We start from the raw sequence: 23,298 nt of genomic DNA on the forward strand, positions 1-23,298 counted from the left end.
CCCCTAGCCGAAGAAGTTCCGTACGTGCTCCAGACCCTCGACCAGGGCGTCGACCTCGGCCGGGGTGGAGTACAGATAGAACGACGCCCGCGTGGTCGCAGGAATTCCGTACCGCAGGCAGACCGGCCGCGCGCAGTGGTGGCCGACCCGGACCGCGATGCCCTGCTCGTCGAGAACCTGGCCCACGTCGTGCGGGTGGATGTCGCCGAGCACGAAGGAGATCGCCGCGCCGCGGTCCTCGGCCGTGGTGGGGCCGATGATCCGCAGGTCCGGAACCTCCTGGAGGCGACGGACGGCGTACTCGGTGATCGCGTGCTCGTGGCGCGCGATGTTCTCCATGCCGATCGCCGACAGGTAGTCCACGGCCGCGCCGAGGCCGACGGCCTGGGCGATCGGGGGCGTACCCGCCTCGAACTTGTGCGGAGCCGGCGCGTACGTCGACGAGTGCATCGAGACGGTCTCGATCATCTCGCCGCCGCCGAGGAACGGAGGCAGGTCCTCGAGGAGCTCCTGCCGTCCCCACAGCACGCCGATGCCGGTCGGGCCGACCATCTTGTGGCCGGTGAAGGCCACGAAGTCGGCCTGCAGCGCCTGCACGTCGAGCACCATGTGCGGGGCCGCCTGCGAGGCGTCGATGCAGACCAGCGCACCGACCTCCTGCGCACGCCGGATGATCGTCTCGACCGGGTTCACCGTGCCCAGCAGGTTCGAGACCAGCGTGAACGAGACGATCTTGGTCTTCTCGGTGATGACCTCTTCGATGTTCGAGAGGTCGAGACGACCGTCGTCGGTGAGACCGAACCACTTCAGCTTCGCGCCGGTGCGCTGCGAGAGCAGCTGCCACGGCACGATGTTGGAGTGGTGCTCCATCTCCGTGATGGCGATCTCGGTCTCGTGGTCCACGCGGTAGGGCTCGTCGGCCCAGCCCAGCATGTTGGCCACGAGGTTGAGCGACTCGGAGGCGTTCTTGGTGAAGATCACCTCGTCGCGGCTCGGCGCGTTGATGAACGCCGCGACCTTGTCACGGGCGCCCTCGTACAGCGCCGTCGCCTCCTCGGCGACCGTGTAGACGCCGCGGTGGACATTGGCGTTGTGGCGCTCGTAGTAGGTGTTGAGCGCGTCGAGCACCTGGCGCGGCTTCTGCGAGGTCGCCGCGGAGTCCAGGTACACGATCTTCTTGCCGTCGTGGACCACGCGATCCAGGAGCGGGAAGTCCTTGCGGATCGCCTCGGTGTCGAGGAGGCCGGAGAGCCCCTGATGGGCAGATGTCACGCGGATGCGCCACCCTTCACGTACTTGTCGTAGCCCTCGGCCTCCAGCTGGTCGGCGAGCTCGGCGCCGCCGGACTCGGCGATGCGGCCGTTCGCGAACACGTGCACGAAGTCGGGCTTGATGTAGCGCAGGATGCGCGTGTAGTGGGTGATCAGCAGGGTGCCGACCTCGCCGGTCTCACGGACGCGGTTGACGCCCTCGGAGACGATGCGGAGCGCGTCGACGTCCAGACCGGAGTCGGTCTCGTCGAGGATCGCGATCTTCGGCTTGAGAAGCTCCAGCTGGAGGATCTCGTGGCGCTTCTTCTCACCGCCGGAGAAGCCCTCGTTGACGTTGCGCTCGGCGAAGGCCGGGTCCATCTGGAGCTTCTCCATGGCCTCCTTGACCTCCTTCACCCAGGTACGCAGCTTGGGGGCCTCGCCGCGGACGGCGGTGGCGGAGGTGCGCAGGAAGTTGGAGACCGAGACACCGGGGACCTCGACCGGGTACTGCATGGCCAGGAAGACGCCGGCGCGGGCGCGCTCGTCGACCGACATCTCCAGGACGTCCTCGCCGTCCAGGGTCACGGTGCCACCGGTGATCGTGTACTTCGGGTGGCCGGCGAGGGAGTACGCCAGGGTCGACTTGCCGGAGCCGTTGGGGCCCATGATGGCGTGGGTCTCGCCCTGCTTCACGGTCAGGTCGACGCCCTTGAGGATCTCACGGGGGCCGTTCTCGGCCTCGACGGAGACGTGCAGGTCGCGGATTTCAAGCGTTGCCATGGGTGACTCAGGACTCCTGGGTGACGGAGACGAGCACATCGTCCCCTTCGATCTTTACGGGGTATACGGGGACGGGGCGCGTCGCGGGAAGGCCGGACGGCTTGCCGGTGCGGAGGTCGAAGCTGGAGCCGTGCAGCCAGCACTCGATGGAGCAGTCCTCGACCTCGCCCTCCGAGAGGGAGACGTTGGCGTGCGAGCAGATGTCGTTGATCGCGAACACCTCGCCCTCGGTGTGCACGACCGACACCGGCGTGCCGTCGACCTCGACCCGCTTCGGGGTGTCGGTCTCCAGCTCGCTCAGCGCGCAGACTCGGACGAAGGCCATCAGACGGATGCCTCCAGCTCGGCCTCGATCTTGGCGATGAGGCGCTCCTGGACGTCCGGCAGACCGATCTGCTGGACCAGCTCGGCGAAGAAGCCGCGGACGACGAGGCGGCGGGCCTCGGCCTCCGGGATGCCGCGGGACATCAGGTAGAAGAGCTGCTCGTCGTCGAAGCGGCCGGTGGCCGAGGCGTGACCGGCGCCGGCGATCTCGCCGGTCTCGATCTCCAGGTTCGGCACGGAGTCGACACGGGCGCCGTCCGTCAGGACCAGGTTCCGGTTGAGCTCGTAGGTGTCGGTGCCCTCGGCCTTGGCCTCGATGAGGACGTCGCCGATCCACACGGCATGCGCGTCCTGGCCCTGCAGCGCGCCCTTGTAGGCCACGTTGGACTTGCAGTGCGGGACGTTGTGGGTGACCAGGAGGCGGTGCTCCTGGTGCTGCCCGGCGTCGGTGAAGTAGAGGCCGAAGAGCTCGGCCTCGCCGCCGGGGGCGGCGTAGGTGACGCGAGGGTGGATGCGGACCACGTCGCCGCCGAAGGTCACGACCACCGACTTGAAGGAGGCGTCACGGCCGACCAGCGCGTTGTGCTGGGCGATGTGGACGGCCTTCTCGTCCCAGTCCTGGACGGAGACGACGGTGAGCTTGGCACCGTCGCCGAGCACGTAGTCGACGTTGGCGGCGAGCACCGCGTCACCGGTGTGGTCGATGACGACGACGGCCTCGGCGAAGGCACCGAGCTCGATCACCTGGTGGCCGAAGGCGACGCCGCCCTCGCCGTGGACGGCGATCCGGATCGGCTCGGCGAGGACGGCCTCCTTGGCGACGGTGACGACCGAGGCCTTCTCGAAGGAGGAGTACGCCTGGGCCGCGACGCGGTCGACGGGCGTGCCGGCCTTGCCGAGCCGCGCGTCGTCACGACCGACGGCCTCGACGGTGACGCCCTCGGGGGCCTCGATCTCGACCTTGACGCCCTCGCCGGTCGCGATCGCGGTGCCGTCGTGCAGACCGCGCAGCCGCTCCAGCGGCGTGAACCGCCACTCCTCCTCGCGACCGTGCGGGACGGGGAAGTCCGCGACGTCGAAGGACGGGGGCGCGCTCATGCGCGTGGCGACGGTGGACTCGGCGGCCACCGCGATCGAGCCGGCGGTGGTGGAGCCCGCCGGGATGTTCTGAGCCTCAGCCATGGCTGTCGTCTTGCTCTCTTCCTGCCTCGTCGTGCTTGCCCGCCTGGGCGGGCGGCCGCCGTGGGCGGTGCCTGGGGCACCGTCCGCGGCCGCGCCGCCCGACGGCGTGCTCGCGGGGCTCAGCGGCTGAGCCCGGGGGTCGTCGTTTGCCGGTCCGTGTCCGGACGGGTCGTCCGGGAGGGCCGATCCGGCCGGGACGCGCCCGGCCGGTCCGCGGGGCGCCTTAGCCCACCGCGCCTTCCATCTGCAGCTCGATCAGCCGGTTGAGCTCGAGGGCGTACTCCATCGGCAGCTCCTTGGCGATCGGCTCGACGAAGCCGCGCACGATCATCGCCATGGCCTCGAACTCGGTCATGCCGCGGCTCATCAGGTAGAAGAGCTGGTCCTCGGAGACCTTGGAGACGGTGGCCTCGTGGCCCATGGAGACGTCGTCCTCGCGGACGTCCACGTAGGGGTACGTGTCCGAGCGGGAGATCGTGTCGACGAGCAGCGCGTCGCAGAGCACGTTCGACTTGGCGCCCGGGGCACCCTCGCCGATCTCGATGAGACCGCGGTAGGAGGTGCGGCCGCCGCCTCGCGCCACCGACTTGGAGACGATGTTGGAGGAGGTGTTCGGGGCCATGTGGACCATCTTGGCGCCGGCGTCCTGGTGCTGGCCCTCGCCCGCGAAGGCGATGGACAGGGTCTCGCCCTTGGCGTGCTCGCCCATCAGGTAGACGGCCGGGTACTTCATGGTGACCTTGGAGCCGATGTTGCCGTCGACCCACTCCATGGTCGCGCCCTCGTAGGCCACGGCGCGCTTGGTGACCAGGTTGTAGACGTTGTTCGACCAGTTCTGGATCGTCGTGTAGCGGCAGCGGCCGCCCTTCTTCACGATGATCTCGACGACCGCGGAGTGCAGCGAGTCGGAGGAGTAGATCGGGGCGGTGCAGCCCTCGACGTAGTGGACGTAGGCGTCCTCGTCGACGATGATCAGCGTCCGCTCGAACTGGCCCATGTTCTCCGTGTTGATACGGAAGTATGCCTGCAGCGGGATCTCGACGTGCACGCCCTTCGGCACGTAGATGAACGATCCGCCGGACCAGACGGCCGTGTTCAGCGAGGCGAACTTGTTGTCGCCGACCGGGATGACCGTGCCGAAGTACTCGCGGAAGAGCTCCTCGTGCTCCTTCAGCGCGGTGTCGGTGTCGACGAAGATGACGCCCTGCTCCTCCAGGTCCTCACGGATCTGGTGGTAGACGACCTCGGACTCGTACTGGGCCGCGACACCGGCGACGAGGCGCTGCTTCTCCGCCTCGGGGATGCCGAGCTTGTCGTAGGTGTTCTTGATGTCCTCCGGCAGGTCCTCCCAGGAAGCGGCCTGCTTCTCGGTGGAGCGCACGAAGTACTTGATGTTGTCGAAGTCGATGCCCGACAGGTCGGAGCCCCAGCTCGGCATGGGCTTCTTGTCGAAGAGGCGCAGACCCTTGAGCCGCAGCTTCAGCATCCACTCGGGCTCGTTCTTCTTCGCGGAGATGTCGCGGACGACGTCCTCGTTCAGACCGCGCTTCGCGGTGGCACCGGCGGCGTCGGAGTCGGCCCAGCCGTACTCGTACCGACCCAGGCCCTCGAGCTCGGGGTGGCTGATCTCGGTGGTCATGCGGGGTTCCTCCCGGCCGTGCTTGCGGATGCTTCTGATGGGGTGGTCTGTGGGGCGCTGTGCGGGATGAACGTCGTGCAGACGCCGTCACCATGCGCGATGGTGGCGAGACGCTGGACGTGCGTTCCCAGGAGGCGGGAGAAGATCTCCGTCTCCGCCTCGCACAGCTGGGGGTACTGCTCGGCGACATGGGCGACCGGGCAGTGGTGCTGGCAGAGCTGCTCGCCGACCGGCGCGTTCCGCGCAGTGGCAGCGTACCCGTCCGCGCTCAGCGCCTTGGCAAGCGCCTCGGTGCGCTGGTCGGGATCGGCCGCCTCGACGGCCTCGCGGTACGCCTCCGCCTGGTGCTCGAGACGGTCGCGGGCGAAGGCCGCGACGGCGGCCTCTCCTCCGGCGTTCTTCTCGATCCAGCGCAGGGCGTCGACGGCGAGCGAGTCGTACGACTGGTCGAAGGCGTCCCTGCCGCAGTCGGTGAGCGCGAAGACCTTGGCGGGGCGACCGCGGGTGCGGGCGCCGTACACGCGCTTCTCGCGGGCCTCGACGACATTGTCGGCGACGAGGGAGTCGAGATGGCGGCGCACGGCCGCCTGGGTGAGGCGGAGGCGCTGCGCGAGGTCGGACACCGTCGACGGACCGTGGTCCAGGATGGACCGCGCGACCCGGTTGCGTGTGGAGCGCTCACCGGTCGCGAGTTCCTCCACCGGAGCCGCGTCGACGTTTTTCACAACGCCATTGTTGCGTAATTCCTTCGAGAGTGACAAGCGCCGTCCGGGCGGACGACGGTGCCGTGCATCACTCAGGTAAGGCTTACCTGACCTGCGGGAATGATCATTCGTAGGACGAATAGGAGCGGGATCGGGGCCCCGCGCCGGACCCACCCCGACGACCTCTCTAGACTTCCCGCCATGCGAAACGAGTCCGTCGTCCAGGTCCGCGGCCTGGTCAAGCGGTACGGGACGAAGACCGCCGTCGACGGCCTCGACCTCGACGTCCGGGCCGGCACCGTGACCGCCGTCCTCGGCCCCAACGGCGCCGGGAAGACCACCACGATCGAGACCTGCGAGGGCTACCGGAAGGCCGACGCGGGCACCGTCCGCGTCCTCGGTCTCGACCCGGTCGCCGACGCGGGCCTGCTGCGACCCCGGATCGGCGTGATGCTCCAGTCGGGTGGCGTCTACTCCGGCGCCCGCGCCGAGGAGATGCTCCGCCACATGGCGAAGCTGCACGCCCACCCGCTGGACGTGGACGCGCTGATCGAGCGCCTCGGGCTCGGTTCCTGCGGCCGGACCACCTACCGCCGGCTCTCCGGCGGCCAGCAGCAGCGTCTCGCGCTCGCCATGGCCGTCGTCGGCCGCCCCGAACTGGTCTTCCTCGACGAGCCGACCGCCGGACTCGACCCGCAGGCCCGCCACGCCACCTGGGACCTCGTCCGCGAGCTGCGCTCCGACGGCGCCACCGTCGTCCTCACCACGCACTTCATGAACGAGGCCGAGGAGCTCGCGGACGACGTCGCCATCATCGACGGCGGCCGGGTCGCCGCCCAGGGCAGCCCCGAACAGCTGTGCCGCGGCGGCGCCGAGAACACCCTGCGCTTCACCGGCCGCCCCGGGCTCGACCTCGGCTCGCTGCTCAAGGCCCTTCCGGACGGCACGGCGGCCGCGGAGCTCACCCCGGGCGCGTACCGGATCAGCGGCGAGGTGGACCCGCAGCTGCTCGCCACCGTCACCAGCTGGTGCGCCCAGCACGGCGTGATGCCGGACGGCATCTCGGTGGAGCGCCACACCCTCGAAGACGTCTTTCTCGAGCTGACGGGCAAGGAGCTGCGGTCGTGATGCGCCTCGACACCAAGATCTGCCGGGGGTCCGGGGGTTGTCCCCCGGGCAAGCACAGCCTCGAGCTGACGGGCAAGGAGCTGCGGTCATGAGCGGCGGTACGCATGCGGGAACCTACTCCCCGAAGCCCGGAGCCGCCCCTGTCGGCCGGATGATCGCGGCGCAGACCGTCCTGGAGACGAGGATGCTGCTGCGCAACGGCGAGCAGCTGCTGCTGACGGTCATCATCCCGTCGCTGCTCCTCGTCCTGTTCTCCACCGTCGACATCGTCGACACGGGGACGGGCGAGGCCGTCGACTTCCTCGCCCCCGGCGTCCTCGCGCTGGCCGTGATGTCCACCGCCTTCACCGGCCAGGCCATCGCGACCGGCTTCGAGCGCCGCTACGGGGTGCTCAAGCGGCTCGGTGCCTCCCCGCTGCCCCGCTGGGCGCTGATGACCGCCAAGACGCTCTCCGTCCTGGTCACCGAGGTGCTCCAGGTCGCGCTCCTCACCGGGATCGCGCTGGGGCTCGGCTGGTCGCCCCAGGGAGACCCGTTCTCCGTCCTGCTGCTGCTCGTCCTCGGCACGGCCGCCTTCTCGGGCCTCGGCCTGCTGATGGCCGGCACGCTGCGGGCGGAGGCGACGCTGGCCGCCGCGAACCTGGTCTTCCTGCTCCTCCTGGTCGGCGGCGGGGTGATCGTGCCGCTGGACAGGTTCCCCGACGCGGCCCGCGCGGTGCTGGAGCTGCTGCCGATCTCCGCGCTCTCGGACGGGCTGCGGGACGTGCTCCAGGGCGGCGCCGCGATGCCGTGGGGACAGGCGCTGGTCCTGGCCGTCTGGGCGGTGCTCGGGCTCGGGGCGGCGGCGAAGTTCTTCCGCTGGGAGTAGCGGCGGTGTCACGTTCCGGGGTGACTTCACCCGTAACGCACCCCTCGTGAAAGCGTGCACAAGCCCGGGCCTACGATAGGGCCCGTGCTGACCCCCCTCGCCCTCATCGCCAGGCGCTGGACCCCGTCCCCCCGGACGCTCCGGCGCGCCGCGCTCTCCGCCGTCGTGATGAGCGTGCTCATCATCGTCACCGGAGGCGCGGTCCGGCTGACCGGCTCCGGTCTCGGCTGCGACACCTGGCCCAAGTGCACGGACGACAGCCTCATCGTGACGCCCGAGCAGGGCTACCGCGGGGCGATCGAGTTCGGCAACCGGATGCTGACGTACGTCCTGTCGGCCGCCGTCGGCTGGGCGATCATCGCCGCGCGGTCCACCAAGCCGTGGCGCCGCGGTCTGACCCGGCTCGGCTGGCTGCAGTTCTGGATCGTGGCGAGCAACGCGGTGCTCGGCGGCATCACCGTATGGATGGGCCTCAACCCGTGGACGGTCGCCGGCCACTTCATCGCCGCCAACGCGCTCCTCACCGTCGCGGTGATCACCTGGCAGCGTACGGGCGAGGGCGACACCGCTCCCCGGCCGCGCGTCCCCGGTCCGGTGCGCAAGCTGTCCTGGGCCGTCGTCGCCACCTCGGCGCTGCTGATCGTCCTCGGCACCGGAGTCACCGGCTCGGGCAAGCACGCGGGTGACAGCAGCGACGTACCGCGGATGCCGTGGGACTGGACCGCGGCCGCCCACCTCCACGCCATCGCCGCATGGGTCGTCTGCGCGCTGGCGCTCGCCATGTGGCTGGTGCTGCGGGTCGTGGACGCTCCCGACGACACCCGGGCCCGCGCCCGCGACCTGCTCATCGTGCTGCTCGCGCAGGGCGGCATCGGCTACGTCCAGTACTTCACCGGGGTCCCCGAGCTCCTGGTCGGGGTGCACATGCTCGGCTCCGCGCTGATGTGGATCGCCGTCCTGCGCCTCGCCCTGAGCATGCGCGAGCGCCCGCTGTCGCACCCGGAGATCCCCGCCCAGGCCGACTCCGCGCTGGCGACGGCGTAGGGGGTGCGCGGACGGATCCGCGCGATATCCGAAATCGGGCACGCGCTCAGATGAGCTGATAAACCCGCTGGGCATTGCCCGCCGCGATCATCGTGGCGACCCGCTGCGCGTCGTTGAGCGACCATGCCCCGTCGCCCACCCACTCGCCGAGGACCCGGCTCATCGCGCCGCGGAAGACGCCTGCCGCGACGACGTGCAGCTCCGGGAGGGCGTGGGCGCCGCTGGAGAAGAGCAGCTTGCCGAAGGGGGCCAGCTCCAGCAGTTCGGCGAGGACCGCCGCGGCGCGCGCCCCCGTCCGGCCGAGGACGGAGCCGAGGTCGGCGTACACATGCGGGAAGACGGCCGTCAGCTCGGCCGTCCGCCGGTGGTACGGGTATCCGTGCAGCAGTACGAGGTCGGTGCCGAGCCCGCTGGTCGCGGCGGCGAAGCCGGCCAGACCGTCCGGGTCCTCGGTCCCCACGTGCAGCTGGAGCGGCCGCCCCGAGGCGACGGCGATCCAGAGGAGATGGCGCAGCAGGACGGGGTCGGTGAGCCGACCGCCGACCGCGCGCCCGGCCAGCCAGCGGCCCGCGGCTCCGCGCACCTCGCCCGGGCCGGGGGGTTCGGGCGCGTGGGCGAGCCCCCGGGACACCTGCGCCACGGAGGTGAAGGCGACGGCGGTGGCCGCGGCGGCGTGGACCGCCTCCGCGAGGTTGGCGAGGAACGCCTCGGCCGTCCCCGAGGTGTCGGCCACCTGCTCGGCGAGCAGCTCCAGCCGGACGATCTCGTGGGCGTCGGCGTCCCCGGCGGAGGCGATCTCGGCGGGGCCCGTCAGATCACCGGGCAGTCCGGTGTCCACCAGGTAGGTGGAGATCCCGGAGGCCCGGAGCAGCCTGCGTCCCGACTCCAGGACGCCCAGCTCCCGTCGGCGGGCGAGATAGCGGGCCGGTGGGCAGTGCGGTTCCAGACCGAGCAGCGGTGGGCACCAGCGGCGTACCGCGAAGCCGGTCTGGGTGTCGAAGAAGGTGGTGCCGGGCGCGGGCGGCGCGCCGGTACTGCCGAGGTGTGCCTCGAAGGTGCCGAGGCCGAGCTCCTTGCGGAGCACCCCGTGGCAGTACTGGTCCACCAGGCTCGGGGTCTCGATCATTCGGGGGGCTCCCTGCGTGGACGTGCTTCCACCCGTCCTAACGGGTGAGCCCCACCCGAGGTTGTCCTCTCAGCCGTTCGACGGGCCGCCGATCTGGATACCCGCCATCCGGGTCCACTCGTACGGGCCGGTCACGACCTTGGCGGCGAACTCGCCGTCGAACTCGTCGTGGAGGGTCAGCCCGGCCTTCTCGGCGGCCTGCTGGGCGACGGGGAGGGTCGGGGCCACCAGGTCGCCCCAGCCGCCGTCCTCGCCGACCAGGACGATGCGGGTGCCCATCTGGCCGATGTAGGCGAGCTGCCCCTCGGCGCCGCCGTGCTTCTTGGAGAACGCCCGGATCTGCTTGGCGAGCTTGGCCGCCTTGCGCTCCACCTTGGTGTCCGCCTGCTTGGTGTCTGCCATGGCAAGGATGCTACTGACAGGTAGATCGACTGGCGACGGCCGGGGTACGTGGTCTTGCCCACGTATCCCGGCCGTTGATCAGGGTCCGAGGAACTACCTCAGGAAGGGGTCGACCGCGACGGCCACGAAGAGCAGCGACACATAGGTGATCGACCAGTGGAAGAGGCGCATCTCCTTGAGCTTCGCGCCGGTCGCGCCGTTCTTGGCGCGGTTGAGCAGCGCGTGCGCCTCCCAGAGCCACCAGCCGCCGGTGAGCAGCGCCACGGCGGTGTAGAACCAGCCGGTGTAGCCCAGCGGGGTCAGCAGCAGCGAGACGGCGACCATCACCCAGCTGTACGCGACGATCTGCTTCGCGACGATCTTGTTGGAGGCGATGACCGGCAGCATGGGGACGCCGGCGCGGGCGTAGTCGTCCTTCACCTTCATCGACAGCGGCCAGTAGTGCGGCGGCGTCCAGAAGAAGATGACCATGAAGAGGATGACCGCGGCCCAGGACATCGAGTTGGTGACGGCCGACCAGCCGATCAGCACGGGCAGACAGCCCGCGATGCCGCCCCAGACGATGTTCTGCGCGGTCCGCCGCTTGAGGATCATCGTGTAGACCACGACGTAGAAGAGGAGCGCGCCGAGCGAGAGGGCGGCGGAGAGCCAGTTGACGAGGAGGCCGAACCACAGCGTCGAGACCACGGCGAGGGTGAGGCCGAAGACCAGCCCCTCACGCGGGGTGAGGACGCCGGTCACCAGCGGACGCTGGGAGGTGCGGTCCATCAGCGCGTCGATGTCGCGGTCGATGTACATGTTCAGCGCGTTGGCGCCGCCCGCCGACAGGTATCCGCCGAAACAGGTGGCGAGTACCAGCCACATGTTCGGCACGCCCTGCTCGGCGAGGAACATCACCGGAACGGTGGTGATGAGCAGCAGCTCGATGATCCGCGGCTTGGTCAGCGCCACGTATGCCTTGACGCGGGCCCCGAACGGCCGATGGCCCCCCGGGCTGGGAGTCAAGACGACCCCTGCGGGTCGGGACTCGACGGCCGTCACGCACACCCCTGACAGAGAAATCCCAGCAAGCTCCCCGGATGAAGACGGGGTGAAGACTTGCGCGTACCACGCCACTCTAGACGTTGCCCATACGCCGATCTTCGCGGGGGTGGGGTCGTGTTGAGAGGGCTTGTCGCACGGCTCGGACGCCGCTCGGGAGGCGAAGTGACACAGTGACCGGCACTCTTGCTGTATCTGCTCATATGAGGCTCACGCACTCGAAAGGATGGGCGTGTTGTCGGGGGTAGGCTCGACACCGCCGGTACACCCTCAGTCACCGGCTTTCCAGTACATGTGGAGAGGAGCCCTGACTCAGGGTGAGCACTAAGCCGACCACCACAGACCTCGAGTGGACCGAATTGGACCAGCGGGCCGTTGACACCGCCCGCATCCTGGCCGCGGACGCCGTACAGAAGGTCGGCAACGGCCATCCCGGTACGGCCATGAGCCTGGCGCCCGCCGCGTACACCCTCTTCCAGAAGGTCATGCGGCACGACCCGGCCGAGCCGGACTGGGTGGGGCGCGACCGTTTCGTGCTCTCGGCCGGCCACTCGTCCCTCACGCTCTACACCCAGCTGTACCTGGGTGGCTTCGGGCTCGAGCTGGACGACCTGAAGGCCTTCCGCACCTGGGGCTCGAAGACCCCGGGCCACCCGGAGTACGGGCACACCGCGGGCGTGGAGACCACGACCGGCCCGCTGGGCCAGGGTGTCGCCAACGCCGTGGGCATGGCGATGGCCGCCCGCTACGAGCGCGGCCTGTTCGACCCGGAGGCGGCCCCCGGCACCTCCCCGTTCGACCACAACGTCTACGTGATCGCCGGTGACGGCTGCCTCCAGGAGGGCATCTCCGCCGAGGCGTCCTCGCTTGCCGGTCACCAGAAGCTCGGCAACCTGATCCTGCTGTGGGACGACAACCACATCTCGATCGAGGGCGACACCGAGACCGCCGTGTCCGAGGACACGATGAAGCGGTACGAGGCGTACGGCTGGCACGTCCAGCGCGTCGAGCCGCAGGCCAACGGCGACCTGGACCCGGCCGCCCTGTTCGCGGCGGTCAAGGCCGCCGAGGCCGAGACCGAGCGTCCGTCGTTCATCGCGATGCGCTCGATCATCGCCTGGCCCGCCCCGAACGCCCAGAACACCGAGGCCGCGCACGGCTCGGCGCTGGGTGACGAGGAGATCGCGGCCACCAAGCGTGTCCTCGGCTTCGACCCGGAGCAGACCTTCGAGGTCACCGACGAGGTCATCGGCCACACGCGCGCCCTCGGCGACCGCGGCCGCGAGGCCCGGGCCGCGTGGGAGAAGTCGCTCGCCGAGTGGCGTACGGCCAACCCGGAGCGCGCCGCCGAGTTCGACCGCATCCAGGCCAACGAGCTGCCCGAGGGCTGGGAGTCGAAGCTCCCCGTGTTCGAGGCGGGCAAGGGCATCGCCACCCGCGCGGCGTCCGGCAAGGTCCTGCAGTCCCTCGGCGCGGTCATCCCGGAGCTGTGGGGCGGCTCGGCCGACCTCGCCGGCTCGAACAACACGACGATCGACAAGACCTCGTCGTTCCTGCCCGAGGGCAACCCGCTGCCGGAGGCCGACAAGTACGGCCGCACGATCCACTTCGGCATCCGCGAGCACTCCATGGCCGCGGAGATGAACGGCATCGCGCTGCACGGCAACACCCGCGTCTACGGCGGCACCTTCCTGGTGTTCTCCGACTACATGCGCAACGCGGTCCGGCTGTCGGCCCTGATGCACCTGCCGGTGACGTACGTCTGGACCCACGACTCGATCGGTCTGGGCGAGGACGGTCCGACCCACCAGCCGGTGGAGCACCTGGCGTCGCTGCGCGCGATCCCCGGTCTGAACGTCGTCCGCCCGGCGGACGCCAACGAGACCTCCATCGCCTGGCGCGAGATCGTCCGGCGTCACACCCGCGAGTTCGGGAAGGGCGCCCCGCACGGTCTCGCCCTGACCCGACAGGGTGTGCCGACGTACGACTGGAACGAGGACGCCGCCAAGGGCGGCTACGTGCTCGCGGAGGCCGAGGGCGGCGACGCCCAGGTCGTGCTGATCGGCACGGGCTCCGAGGTGCACCTGGCCGTCGAGGCCCGCGAGCAGCTCCAGGCCGCCGGTGTCCCGACCCGCGTGGTCTCGATGCCGTCCGTCGAGTGGTTCGAGGAGCAGGACCAGGCGTACCAGGACTCCGTCCTCCCGCCGTCGGTGAAGGCGCGCGTCGCGGTCGAGGCCGGCATCGGTCTGACCTGGCACAAGTACGTCGGCGACGCCGGCCGGATCGTCTCGCTGGAGCACTTCGGCGCCTCGGCCGACGCGAAGGTCCTCTTCCGCGAGTTCGGTTTCACGCCGGAGGCCGTCGCCGCCGCCGCGCGGGAATCTCTCGCGGACACCTCGCGCTGACGCCCTTAGACACGACTTTTGGAGAACCTCTCATGACAGACGCTCTCAAGCGCCTCTCCGACGAAGGCGTCGCGATCTGGCTGGACGACCTCTCGCGTCAGCGGATCACGTCCGGAAACCTGGCCGAGCTGATCGACCAGCAGCACGTGGTCGGTGTCACCACCAACCCGTCCATCTTCCAGAAGGCGATCTCGGAGGGCCACGGTTACGACCAGCAGCTCGCCGACCTCGCCGCCCGGAAGGTCACCGTGGACGAGGCCATCCGCATGATCACGACGGCGGACGTGAGGGACGCCGCCGACATCCTGCGCCCCGTCTTCGACGCGACCGACGGCCAGGACGGCCGGGTCTCCATCGAGGTGGACCCCCGTCTGGCCCACAACACGGCGGCGACCATCGCCGAGGCCAAGCAGCTGGCCTGGCTGGTGGACCGCCCCAACACCCTCATCAAGATCCCGGCCACCAAGGCGGGTCTGCCGGCGATCACCGAGGTCATCGGCCTCGGCATCAGCGTCAACGTGACGCTGATCTTCTCGCTGGAGCGCTACCGCGCGGTCATGGACGCCTACCTGGCCGGTCTGGAGAAGGCCAAGGAGCGCGGCCTGGACATCTCCCTGATCCACTCGGTGGCGTCCTTCTTCGTCTCCCGGGTGGACTCGGAGATCGACAAGCGCCTGACCGCCCTCGGCACGGACGAGGCCAAGGCGCTCAAGGGCAAGGCCGCCCTGGCCAACGCCCGTCTGGCCTACGAGGCGTACGAGGAGGTCTTCTCCTCCGAGCGCTGGGCCGCGCTCGACAAGGCGCAGGCCAACAAGCAGCGTCCGCTGTGGGCCTCGACCGGCGTGAAGGACCCGGCGTACAAGGACACCCTGTACGTCGTGGACCTGGTCGCGCCCGGCACGGTCAACACCATGCCGGAGGCCACCCTGGACGCCACGGCCGACCACGGCGAGGTCTCCGGTGACACCGTGCGCGGCACCTACGAGCAGTCCCGCGCCGAACTGGACGCCGTCGAGAAGCTCGGCATCTCGTACGACGACGTCGTGCAGCTGCTCGAGGACGAGGGCGTCGAGAAGTTCGAGGCGTCCTGGAACGACCTGCTCAAGTCGACCGAGGCGGAGCTTGAGCGCCTCGCACCTTCGGAGGCGTAACCACCTTGAGCGCAGTCCACGGAGCCAACCCGCTCCGTGACGCCGCAGACCGACGGCTCCCGCGTATCGCGGGGCCGTCGGGTCTGGTGATCTTCGGCGTCACGGGCGATTTGTCCCGGAAAAAGCTGATGCCTGCCGTCTACGACCTGGCCAACCGCGGCCTGCTGCCGCCGGGCTTCTCGCTCATCGGCTTCGCCCGCCGCGAGTGGCAGGACGAGGACTTCGCGCAGGAGGTCTACGAGGCCGTCAAGCAGCACGCCCGCACGCCGTTCCGCGAGGAGGTGTGGCAGCAGCTGATCCAGGGGATGCGTTTCGTCCAGGGCGACTTCGACGACGACGACGCCTTCGACCAGCTGAAGACCACCATCGAGGAGCTGGACAAGGCCCAGGGCACGGGCGGCAACTTCGCCTTCTACCTCTCCGTACCGCCGAAGTTCTTCGAACTGGTCGTCCAGCAGCTGAAGAAGCACGGCCTGGCCGAGCAGAAGAACGGCTCCTGGCGCCGGGCCGTCATCGAGAAGCCCTTCGGCCACGACCTGGTCTCCGCCAAGGAGCTCAACGAGGTCGTCCACGAGGTCTTCCCGCCCGACGCGGTCTTCCGGATCGACCACTACCTGGGCAAGGAGACGGTCCAGAACATCCTGGCCCTCCGCTTCGCCAACACCCTCTTCGAGCCGATCTGGAACCGGTCGTACGTCGACCACGTACAGATCACCATGGCCGAGGACATCGGCATCGGCGGCCGCGCCGGGTACTACGACGGCATCGGCGCCGCCCGTGACGTCATCCAGAACCACCTCCTCCAGCTGCTCGCGCTCACCGCGATGGAGGAGCCCGCCTCCTTCGACGCGGACGCGCTCGCGGCCGAGAAGACCAAGGTGCTCGGCGCGGTGAAGCTGCCGAAGGACCTGGGCGCCTCGACCGTGCGCGGCCAGTACGCGCCGGGATGGCAGGGCGGCGCGAAGGCCGTCGGCTATCTGCAGGAGGACGGGATCGACCCCAAGTCGAAGACCGACACCTACGCGGCCATCAAGCTGGAGATCGACAACCGCCGCTGGGCGGGCGTCCCCTTCTATCTCCGTACCGGCAAGCGGCTCGGCCGCCGCGTCACCGAGATCGCCGTGGTCTTCCAGCGCGCGCCCCACTCCCCGTTCGACAAGACGGCGACCGAGGAGCTGGGCCAGAACGCCCTGGTCATCCGCGTCCAGCCGGACGAGGGCGTGACGATGCGCTTCGGCTCCAAGGTGCCGGGCACCTCGATGGAGGTCCGGGACGTGTCGATGGACTTCGCCTACGGCGAGTCCTTCACGGAGTCCAGTCCCGAGGCGTACGAGCGGCTCATCCTCGACGTCCTCCTCGGCGACTCGAACCTCTTCCCGCGCGTCGAGGAGGTCGAGCTGTCCTGGAAGATCCTCGACCCGATCGAGCAGTACTGGGACAAGCACGGCAAGCCGGCGCAGTACCAGTCCGGGACCTGGGGTCCGGTCGAGGCGGACGACATGCTCGCACGAGACGGACGGAGCTGGCGCCGGCCATGAAGACCGACCTGACGGACACCACGTCCAGCAAGATCAACAAGGCGCTGGTGCTCGGGCGGCGGGCCATCGGCACGCCGGCCGTCGGCATGGTGCTCACCCTCGTCATCGTCACCGACGAGGAGAACGCCTACGACGCGCTCAAGGCGGCCAACGACGCGTCCCGCGAGCACCCCTCGCGGACGCTGGTGGTCATCAAGCGGGTCTCGCGTTCACCGCGCGACCGCGCCAAGGCACGGCTCGACGCCGAGGTCCGCCTCGGCGCCGACGCCAGCACCGGCGAGACGGTGGTCCTCCGGCTGTACGGCGAGGTCGTCGACCACGCCCAGTCGGTGGTCCTGCCGCTGCTGCTGCCGGACGCGCCCGTCGTCGTCTGGTGGCCGGTCAACGCTCCGGCCGACCCGGCGAAGGACCCGCTGGGCGCGCTCGCCCAGCGCCGGGTGACCGACACCTACGCGTCGGAGCAGCCGATCCACGAGCTGACCGGACGCGCGGACAACTACACGCCGGGCGACACCGATCTGGCGTGGACCCGGATCACCCCGTGGCGTTCGATGCTGGCCGCCGCGCTCGACCAGGTCGTGTGCGAGGTCACCTCCGCCGAGGTGGAGGGCGAGGAGTTCAACCCGAGCGTCGAGCTGCTCGCCATGTGGCTGGCGGACCGGCTGAAGGTGCCGGTCCGGCGCGGCCGGTCGGCGGGTCCCGGACTCACCTCCGTACGGATGGAGTCCACCTGCGGGCCGATCGTCCTCGACCGGCCCGACGGTTCGCTGGCGACGCTCTCCATCCAGGGACAGCCGGACCGTGCCGTGGCGCTCAAGCGCCGCGAGACGGCCGAGCTGATCGCGGAGGAGCTCCGCCGGCTCGACCCCGACGACACCTACGCCTCCGCGCTGAAGTACGGCCTGGAGCGGCTGGACGAGGAGGCGGCGACCACCGCTCCCGCGCCGGTGGAGGACGCGCCCGAGGCCAAGGAGGCCGAGGCCGCTGCTCCGGCTCCCGCGAAGAAGGCGTCGGCCAGGAAGGCGGCGGCCAAGTGAGCGCCCCTCAGCTCGTCGTCCACCGTGACAAGGAGCTGATGGCCCAGGCTGCGGCGGCCCGGCTGATCACGCGGATCGTGGACGCGCAGACCGCGCGCGGCTCGGCCTCCGTGGTCCTCACCGGCGGTCGCAACGGCAACGGGCTTCTGGCGGCGCTCAGTTCGGCCCCGGCGCGGGACGCGATCGACTGGTCGCGGCTCGACCTGTGGTGGGGCGACGAGCGCTACCTGCCCGACGGCGACCCGGAGCGCAACGTGACCCAGGCCCGCGAGGCGCTGCTCGACAGCGTCCCGCTGGATCCGGCCCGGGTGCATGCGATGCCGGCGTCGGACGGATCGTTCGGCAGCGATGTCGAAGCCGCGGCCGCCTCGTACGCGGCCGAACTGGCCGCGGCCGCGGGGCCGGAGGACCATGCCTCGGTGCCGAGTTTCGACGTGCTGATGCTGGGGGTCGGGCCCGACACCCATGTCGCCTCGCTGTTCCCCGAGCTCCCGGCGGTCCGCGAGACCGAGCGGACGGTGGTGGGTGTGCACGGCGCGCCGAAGCCGCCGTCGACCCGGATCTCGCTGACGCTGCCGGCGATCCGTGCCGCGCGCGAGGTGTGGCTGCTGGCGGCGGGCGAGGACAAGGCGATGGCCGCGGCGATCGCGCTGTCCGGCGCGGGCGAGGTGCAGGCCCCGGCGGCGGGCGCCTACGGTCGCTCGCGCACGCTGTGGCTGCTCGACGCGGCGGCGGCCTCGGAGCTGCCGCGGGATCTCTATCCGCCGGCCTCGGCCTGACGGTCGGTCGCCCGGGCCCGGTTCACCCCACGGTGGACCGGGCCCTCGGCGTTTCCCGGACGGGTTCGAGGAAGGGGGCGAGCAGGTCGGGCACCGCCTCGGCGGCGAAGGCCAGGCCCTCGCTCCGGTCGGCGTCGTAGATGTCGTACGCGCCCGAGCCCGCCGCGGTCGTCGCGGTCAGGGTCAGCACCCCGGCCCGGCGCTGGAAGTACGACTGCTTGACGGTCCATCCGATGACTCCGCCGCACTGGAGGGCGACGGTCGTCCTGCGGACCGTGCCGGAACGGGCCACCAGATAGCCGCCCGTGATGCCGTGCCCGAGGTTGCGGTAGGCATCGAGCGCGAGCAGCACGGCGAGCGGGGTCAGCACGAGGGCGCAGGCGGCCGCGACGTACAGCAGGACGGGGGTGAGCAGGGCTCCGAGGAGGGCGAGGACCGCTGCCGGGAGGAGCGCGCCCGTGAGGGCCCAGCGAAGGCGCCGGGTGCGGGCGGCACGGGGGTGGGCGGTGAGCGGGGCGCCGGTCGGGGGCTCGGGCTCCCGCAGCACCTGGGCGGCGACCCGGTCGGCGACGGCGCGGGGCGCCGCCGGGAGCAGGGTCTTGTGGTCGGCGTGCTCGTCCTCCTCCTTCTCGACGAGGCCGGTGGCGACGGCGTCGACGCGGGCGGCCCGGCACATCCGTACGCCCAGCGGCTCGACCAGTTCGACGCCCCGCAGCCGGCGTTCCTCCAGGGAGATCGAGCGGGCGGTCAGGAGTCCGCGGCGGACCCTGAGGGTGCCGCCGGGCTCGCGTTCCAGGCGGTAGTTCCACCACATCTCGACCCAGAGGCCGAGGGCGCCGACGATGCCGGCCAGGCAGGCGAGCAGGACGAGGACGATGATCATGGAGAGGACGGAGGTGCCCTCGAAGCGGTCTCCTATCCACTCGATGACCTCGTCCTGGGCTCCGAACCACTCGCTGACCTGCATGACGGCTCCGGCCGCCGCGCCGCCCAGGAGCGGGGCGACGAAGGAGACGGGGGCGTAGCGGATCCAGCCGCGGTCGAGTTCGGCGAGGGCGCCGTCGTGGGCCGTGTCCCCGGCGGTGGAGACCGTGCGGGCGAGCAGTTCGCGGCGGAGCCGTTCGCCCTCGGCCCGGGCGACCGGGTCGAGTTCGAGGGTGGACTCGCCGCCCGCGGTGCTCTCCCCGGTGCCGATGCGGACCTTGACCAGGCCGAGGACGCGCTGCAGCGGGTTGGCCGTCAGGTCGACCGTGCGGATGCGTTCGCGGGCCAGTGAGCGGCGCTTGACCAGGAGGAGTCCGGTGTGGAGTTCGGCGCGTTCGGCTCCGATGCGGTAGCGGGTGCGGCGCCAGCGGACGTGGTCGGCCGCCGAGCCCGCGCCGATGAGGAGGGCGGCCCCGGTGCCGACCCAGCCGAGGGCCTGCCAGGCGGGCATGGATCCGATCAGGCCGAAGAAGACGGGCAGGGCGGCGCCGGCGGCGACGCCCGCGAGGACGGCGGCGGTGACCAGGACCGTACGGCGGTCGAGGCGCCGCCATTCCTCCGTCACGTCGCGTCCCCGGAGGTGGCCTGGGTGATGGCGGTCAGTCGCTCGGCGAGGTCGGCCGCGAGTTCGTGGTCGAGCCCCTCGATCCGGAGCGCGCCCTTGGAGGAGGCGGTGGTGACGGTGACCGTGGCGAGCCTGAACGCCTGCTCCAGCGGTCCGCGTACGGTGTCGACGGTCTGGATCCGGGACATCGGCGCGATCCGCCACTCCTGCCAGAGGGCCCCGGTCCTGACGTAGACGGCGTCCTCGGTGACCTCCCAGCGGTGCACCGTGAACCACCAGTGGGGGAAGAACGCGGTGCAGGCGAGCCCGACGACCGCGAGGATTCCGGCCGGGAGCAGCAGCCAGAACCGGGCGGGCGCGATCAGTGCGCCGAGCACGCCGAGGACCGCCACCGGTACGGCGGTCGTCAGCAGCCACTGGGCGCGCCACCAGCCGACGGCCCGTTCGTTCAGCGTGTTGTTCGGCGGCCTGAGCCGTATCTCGCCGTGCACCGCGTCCTCCCCCGTCATGACGTCTACCGTCCGCGCAGCGAGCGGTAGGTGGAGACGAGTCCGGCGGTCGAGCCGTCGAGTTCGTCCGCGCCCTCGCCCTCGGTCAGTACCGGCTCGATCCGCTTGGCGAGGAGCTTGCCGAGTTCGACGCCCCACTGGTCGAAGGAGTCGATGTTCCAGATCGCTCCCTGCACGAACACCTTGTGCTCGTAGAGCGCGATGAGCTGGCCGAGGACGGCGGGCGTGAGCTCCTTGGCCAGGATGGTGGTCGTGGGGTGGTTGCCCTTGAAGGTCTTGTGCGGGACGAGCTCCTCGGCCACGCCCTCGGCCCGTACCTCCTCGGGCGTCTTGCCGAAGGCGAGCGCCTGGGTCTGGGCGAAGAAGTTGGCCATCAGCAGGTCGTGCTGGGCGACGAGGCCGGGGAGCAGATCGGCGACGGGCTCGGCGAAGCCGATGAAGTCGGCCGGGATGACCTTGGTGCCCTGGTGGATCAACTGGTAGTACGCGTGCTGCCCGTTGGTGCCGGGCGTGCCCCAGACGACCGGTCCGGTCTGCCACTCGACGGGGTTGCCGTCCCGGTCGACGGACTTGCCGTTGGACTCCATGTCGAGCTGCTGGAGGTAGGCGGTGAACTTCGACAGGTAGTGCGAGTACGGCAGGACGGCGTGGGACTGGGCGTCGAAGAACGCGCCGTACCAGACGCCGAGAAGGCCGAGGAGCAGGGGCGCGTTCTCCTCGGGCGGCGCGGTGCGGAAGTGCTCGTCGACGAGGTGGAAGCCGTCGAGCATCTCGCGGAAGCGGTCCGGGCCGATGGCGATCATCAGGGAGAGGCCGATGGCGGAGTCGTACGAGTAGCGTCCGCCGACCCAGTCCCAGAACTCGAACATGTTGGCCGTGTCGATGCCGAAGTCCTGGACCTTCTCGGCGTTGGTCGACAGGGCGACGAAGTGCTTGGCGACGGCCTCCTGGCCGGCCCGCAGCCCGGTGAGGAGCCAGTCGCGCGCGGAGGTGGCGTTGGTGATCGTCTCGATGGTGGTGAAGGTCTTCGAGGCGACGATGAAGAGCGTCTCGGCCGGGTCGAGGTCGCGGACCGCCTCGTGGAGGTCGGCTCCGTCGACGTTGGAGACGAAACGGAACGTCAGGTCCCGCCGGGTGTAGGAACGCAGGACCTCGTACGCCATGGCGGGGCCGAGGTCGGAGCCGCCGATGCCGATGTTCACGATGTTCTTGACGGGCTTGCCGGTGTGGCCGGTCCACTCGCCCGCGCGGACCTTGTCGGCGAAGGCGGCCATCGTGTCGAGGACGGCGTGGACGCCGGGGACGACGTTCTCGCCGTCGACCTCGACGACGGCCCCGCGCGGGGCGCGCAGCGCGGTGTGCAGGACGGCGCGGTCCTCGGTGGTGTTGATCTTGTCGCCGCGGAACATGGCGTCGCGCAGCTCGGCCACGCCGGTCGCCGCGGCCAGCTCGCGCAGCAGCGTGAGCGTCTCGTCGGTCACCAGGTGCTTGGAGTAGTCCAGATACAGGTCGCCGACCCGGAGCGCGTAACCGGTGCCTCGGTCCGGGTCGGCGGCGAACAGCTCGCGCAGGTGCGTCTCGCCCAGCTGCTCCCGGTGCTTCCCGAGGGCGCTCCACTCGGGAAGCCGGTTGAGCTTCGTGCGTCCTTCTGCGTTCATCTCGGACATCGCCTACTTCTTCTCTTCCTGCCTGCTTGCCCCGCTGCGACTCCAACCTAATTGATCGCGGGCGCGGAAGGCGCGTGGCGACTCAGTGGCCGCCGCGATGGAGCCGGCCCTCGTAGCGGGCTTCGAGGACGGCGTTGCGTTCGTGCCCTCCCGGCAGGTTCGCGGAGACGTACACCGGCGGCTCGTGACCCTCCGCCAGGAGGAGGGCGACCGACTCGGCGACCACCATCTGTACGAGGAGCGCGGAGGTGAGGGTGGAGACGCCGCAGAGCGCTCCGCCGTCCGGGAGGGGCAACAGGGCGTCACCGGCGGGGGCGCGGTTGTCGAGGACGGCGTCGGCGAGGTCGGCGAGCCTGCTGCCGCTGGGGTGCAGGGCGGGGACGGCGTGGGTGTGCTCGAGGGAGGTGAGGGCGACGAGGCGGTGACCGGCGCCGGTGACCTTCAGCGCGAGGTCGACGATCGCGTTGTTGACGCCCGAGTTGGAGATGATGACGAAGAGGTCCTGCGGGCGCGGGGTGGCGAGGGCGTAGAGCCGGTCGGCGAGTCCCGGGGAGCGCTCCAGGAGCGGATCGGCGAGCACGGACGGGTCCTCGCCGCCGCGCAGTACGAGGTCGGCGAGCGCGATCCGGCTGGTGGGGACGAGTCCGCCGGCGCGGCCCGCGATCTCCAGGGCGGCGGCCTGGGAGTGTCCGGTGCCGAAGGCGTGGATCACCCCGTCGGAGGCGACGCAGTCGGCGAAGAGCCGCGCGGCCGCGGCGACCGAGTCCTTGTTGGCCGCGACGGCCTGCTCGGCCGCTTCACGGGCGTGGTCGGCGAACAGGGCGGATCCGAGGGCGGGTTGGGACATGGACGAAGCCTCCACTGGTTCAACCAACCGGAATGGGACGAGAGTTGCGATTCAATGAACCAGCCTGCCCGATCCCCGTCAAGGGCGCGGCGACGCCGACGGGGTGGCCCACTCCGACGCGGTGTCGGGGTACGCCACCCACGGGCGGGGCGCGTCACGGAGGACCGGACGCGAACGGGTCACGGCGCTCCCCCCTGGAGCGCCGGCCCGGCCCGCCTGCTCACCGAAGACCCCACCTCAGTTGCTGTGGGCGGTGATGTCGCCGTAGGCGGTGGTGGCGTGGATGGTCAGGGCGGGGGTGCCGTCGTTCTTGAGGGCGTTGTGG

At 70.5% G+C, this 23,298-nt stretch carries 21 protein-coding genes; 8 read left to right on the forward strand and 13 right to left on the reverse strand.

Features of this window, described 5'->3' with window-relative positions; genetic code table 11:
* Window positions 1-3: 3 nt before the first annotated feature.
* The 6 genes from AB0D99_RS26370 to AB0D99_RS26395 all read right to left on the reverse strand — a co-directional run bounded on the left by AB0D99_RS26370 (window position 4) and on the right by AB0D99_RS26395 (window position 5,903).
* A complete protein-coding gene (locus tag AB0D99_RS26370; RefSeq protein WP_362367108.1) occupies window positions 4-1,272 on the reverse strand; it encodes a cysteine desulfurase in 1,269 nt (422 codons plus the stop codon).
* Window positions 1,269-2,033 (reverse strand): Fe-S cluster assembly ATPase SufC, encoded by a 765-nt coding sequence (gene sufC / locus AB0D99_RS26375; protein ID WP_352186263.1) that lies wholly within the window; start codon window positions 2,031-2,033, stop codon window positions 1,269-1,271. The genes AB0D99_RS26370 and sufC overlap by 4 nt, the downstream gene beginning before the upstream one ends.
* A gap of 7 nt (window positions 2,034-2,040) precedes the next feature.
* Complete coding sequence (locus tag AB0D99_RS26380; protein WP_329121971.1) at window positions 2,041-2,358, reverse strand: bifunctional 3-phenylpropionate/cinnamic acid dioxygenase ferredoxin subunit; 318 nt, start codon at window positions 2,356-2,358, stop codon at window positions 2,041-2,043.
* Window positions 2,358-3,539: a Fe-S cluster assembly protein SufD gene (gene sufD, locus AB0D99_RS26385; protein ID WP_362367112.1), complete on the reverse strand. Its 1,182-nt coding sequence runs from the start codon at window positions 3,537-3,539 to the stop codon at window positions 2,358-2,360. The genes AB0D99_RS26380 and sufD overlap by 1 nt, the downstream gene beginning before the upstream one ends.
* 223 nt (window positions 3,540-3,762) lie before the next feature.
* A complete protein-coding gene (gene sufB / locus AB0D99_RS26390; RefSeq protein WP_362367115.1) occupies window positions 3,763-5,178 on the reverse strand; it encodes a Fe-S cluster assembly protein SufB in 1,416 nt (471 codons plus the stop codon).
* The gene (locus AB0D99_RS26395) at window positions 5,175-5,903 is read right to left on the reverse strand and encodes a metalloregulator ArsR/SmtB family transcription factor (protein ID WP_362367118.1); all 729 of its coding nucleotides are present in this window, start codon (window positions 5,901-5,903) and stop codon (window positions 5,175-5,177) included. The genes sufB and AB0D99_RS26395 overlap by 4 nt, the downstream gene beginning before the upstream one ends.
* Window positions 5,904-6,083: 180 nt before the next feature.
* Here AB0D99_RS26395 and AB0D99_RS26400 point away from each other — a divergent pair, with 180 nt between their 5' ends.
* The 3 genes from AB0D99_RS26400 (at window position 6,084) to AB0D99_RS26410 (ending at window position 8,922) form a co-directional block, all read left to right on the forward strand.
* Entirely contained in the window at window positions 6,084-7,010 is a 927-nt protein-coding gene (locus tag AB0D99_RS26400; RefSeq protein ID WP_362367121.1) for an ABC transporter ATP-binding protein, read from the forward strand.
* Between the two features lie 88 nt (window positions 7,011-7,098).
* Window positions 7,099-7,878: an ABC transporter permease gene (locus AB0D99_RS26405; protein WP_362367124.1), complete on the forward strand. Its 780-nt coding sequence runs from the start codon at window positions 7,099-7,101 to the stop codon at window positions 7,876-7,878.
* Window positions 7,879-7,962: 84 nt separating this feature from the next.
* Entirely contained in the window at window positions 7,963-8,922 is a 960-nt protein-coding gene (locus AB0D99_RS26410) for a COX15/CtaA family protein (protein WP_362367127.1), read from the forward strand.
* A gap of 46 nt (window positions 8,923-8,968) precedes the next feature.
* Here AB0D99_RS26410 and AB0D99_RS26415 read toward each other — a convergent pair whose 3' ends face one another.
* From AB0D99_RS26415 to AB0D99_RS26425, 3 genes are all read right to left on the reverse strand, one after another.
* Entirely contained in the window at window positions 8,969-10,048 is a 1,080-nt protein-coding gene (locus tag AB0D99_RS26415; RefSeq protein ID WP_362367130.1) for an amidohydrolase family protein, read from the reverse strand.
* A 69-nt stretch (window positions 10,049-10,117) separates the two neighbouring features.
* The gene (locus tag AB0D99_RS26420; RefSeq protein WP_362367133.1) at window positions 10,118-10,450 is read right to left on the reverse strand and encodes a hypothetical protein; all 333 of its coding nucleotides are present in this window, start codon (window positions 10,448-10,450) and stop codon (window positions 10,118-10,120) included.
* A gap of 93 nt (window positions 10,451-10,543) precedes the next feature.
* Complete coding sequence (locus AB0D99_RS26425) at window positions 10,544-11,491, reverse strand: heme o synthase (RefSeq protein WP_362367136.1); 948 nt, start codon at window positions 11,489-11,491, stop codon at window positions 10,544-10,546.
* A gap of 317 nt (window positions 11,492-11,808) precedes the next feature.
* Here AB0D99_RS26425 and tkt point away from each other — a divergent pair, with 317 nt between their 5' ends.
* The 5 genes from tkt to pgl are packed head-to-tail and all read left to right on the forward strand — an operon-like array spanning window position 11,809 to window position 18,401.
* Window positions 11,809-13,896, forward strand: a complete 2,088-nt coding sequence (gene tkt / locus AB0D99_RS26430) for a transketolase (RefSeq protein ID WP_362367139.1) — start codon at window positions 11,809-11,811, stop codon at window positions 13,894-13,896.
* Window positions 13,897-13,928: 32 nt separating this feature from the next.
* The gene (tal, locus tag AB0D99_RS26435) at window positions 13,929-15,047 is read left to right on the forward strand and encodes a transaldolase (RefSeq protein ID WP_362367143.1); all 1,119 of its coding nucleotides are present in this window, start codon (window positions 13,929-13,931) and stop codon (window positions 15,045-15,047) included.
* 5 nt (window positions 15,048-15,052) lie between these two features.
* Window positions 15,053-16,585, forward strand: coding sequence for a glucose-6-phosphate dehydrogenase (gene zwf / locus AB0D99_RS26440; protein ID WP_362367146.1), 1,533 nt, complete (start codon window positions 15,053-15,055; stop codon window positions 16,583-16,585).
* The gene (gene opcA / locus AB0D99_RS26445) at window positions 16,582-17,622 is read left to right on the forward strand and encodes a glucose-6-phosphate dehydrogenase assembly protein OpcA (protein ID WP_362367148.1); all 1,041 of its coding nucleotides are present in this window, start codon (window positions 16,582-16,584) and stop codon (window positions 17,620-17,622) included. Before zwf ends, opcA begins: the two co-directional genes overlap by 4 nt.
* Complete coding sequence (gene pgl / locus AB0D99_RS26450; protein WP_362367153.1) at window positions 17,619-18,401, forward strand: 6-phosphogluconolactonase; 783 nt, start codon at window positions 17,619-17,621, stop codon at window positions 18,399-18,401. The genes opcA and pgl overlap by 4 nt, the downstream gene beginning before the upstream one ends.
* A 22-nt stretch (window positions 18,402-18,423) precedes the next feature.
* On the opposite strand, the gene AB0D99_RS26455 is transcribed toward pgl, so the two are convergent.
* From AB0D99_RS26455 to AB0D99_RS26470, 4 genes are all read right to left on the reverse strand, one after another.
* A complete protein-coding gene (locus AB0D99_RS26455) occupies window positions 18,424-19,950 on the reverse strand; it encodes a PH domain-containing protein (protein ID WP_362367155.1) in 1,527 nt (508 codons plus the stop codon).
* Complete coding sequence (locus tag AB0D99_RS26460; RefSeq protein ID WP_362367158.1) at window positions 19,947-20,459, reverse strand: PH domain-containing protein; 513 nt, start codon at window positions 20,457-20,459, stop codon at window positions 19,947-19,949. The genes AB0D99_RS26455 and AB0D99_RS26460 overlap by 4 nt, the downstream gene beginning before the upstream one ends.
* 5 nt (window positions 20,460-20,464) lie before the next feature.
* Complete coding sequence (gene pgi, locus AB0D99_RS26465; RefSeq protein WP_362367174.1) at window positions 20,465-22,117, reverse strand: glucose-6-phosphate isomerase; 1,653 nt, start codon at window positions 22,115-22,117, stop codon at window positions 20,465-20,467.
* 91 nt (window positions 22,118-22,208) lie between these two features.
* Window positions 22,209-22,973, reverse strand: a complete 765-nt coding sequence (locus AB0D99_RS26470; protein WP_362367162.1) for an SIS domain-containing protein — start codon at window positions 22,971-22,973, stop codon at window positions 22,209-22,211.
* Between the last annotated feature and the right edge of the window lie 325 nt (window positions 22,974-23,298).

Origin of the sequence: Streptomyces sp. NPDC047971 (assembly GCF_040653355.1) — a bacterium.
In the GTDB taxonomy this organism is placed as follows: Bacteria; Actinomycetota; Actinomycetes; order Streptomycetales; family Streptomycetaceae; genus Streptomyces.

What these genes read in the sequence shown, in the direction of transcription:
- sufC (WP_352186263.1), bottom strand. Translation starts at nt 2,033, where the DNA reads ATGGCAACGCTTGAAATCCGCGACCTGCACGTCTCCGTCGAGGCCGAG.
- AB0D99_RS26380 (WP_329121971.1), bottom strand. Translation starts at nt 2,358, where the DNA reads ATGGCCTTCGTCCGAGTCTGCGCGCTGAGCGAGCTGGAGACCGACACC.
- sufD (WP_362367112.1), bottom strand. Translation starts at nt 3,539, where the DNA reads ATGGCTGAGGCTCAGAACATCCCGGCGGGCTCCACCACCGCCGGCTCG.
- sufB (WP_362367115.1), bottom strand. Translation starts at nt 5,178, where the DNA reads ATGACCACCGAGATCAGCCACCCCGAGCTCGAGGGCCTGGGTCGGTAC.
- AB0D99_RS26400 (WP_362367121.1), top strand. Translation starts at nt 6,084, where the DNA reads ATGCGAAACGAGTCCGTCGTCCAGGTCCGCGGCCTGGTCAAGCGGTAC.
- AB0D99_RS26405 (WP_362367124.1), top strand. Translation starts at nt 7,099, where the DNA reads ATGAGCGGCGGTACGCATGCGGGAACCTACTCCCCGAAGCCCGGAGCC.
- AB0D99_RS26415 (WP_362367130.1), bottom strand. Translation starts at nt 10,048, where the DNA reads ATGATCGAGACCCCGAGCCTGGTGGACCAGTACTGCCACGGGGTGCTC.
- AB0D99_RS26420 (WP_362367133.1), bottom strand. Translation starts at nt 10,450, where the DNA reads ATGGCAGACACCAAGCAGGCGGACACCAAGGTGGAGCGCAAGGCGGCC.
- tal (WP_362367143.1), top strand. Translation starts at nt 13,929, where the DNA reads ATGACAGACGCTCTCAAGCGCCTCTCCGACGAAGGCGTCGCGATCTGG.
- opcA (WP_362367148.1), top strand. Translation starts at nt 16,582, where the DNA reads ATGAAGACCGACCTGACGGACACCACGTCCAGCAAGATCAACAAGGCG.
- AB0D99_RS26460 (WP_362367158.1), bottom strand. Translation starts at nt 20,459, where the DNA reads ATGACGGGGGAGGACGCGGTGCACGGCGAGATACGGCTCAGGCCGCCG.
- pgi (WP_362367174.1), bottom strand. Translation starts at nt 22,117, where the DNA reads ATGAACGCAGAAGGACGCACGAAGCTCAACCGGCTTCCCGAGTGGAGC.
- AB0D99_RS26470 (WP_362367162.1), bottom strand. Translation starts at nt 22,973, where the DNA reads ATGTCCCAACCCGCCCTCGGATCCGCCCTGTTCGCCGACCACGCCCGT.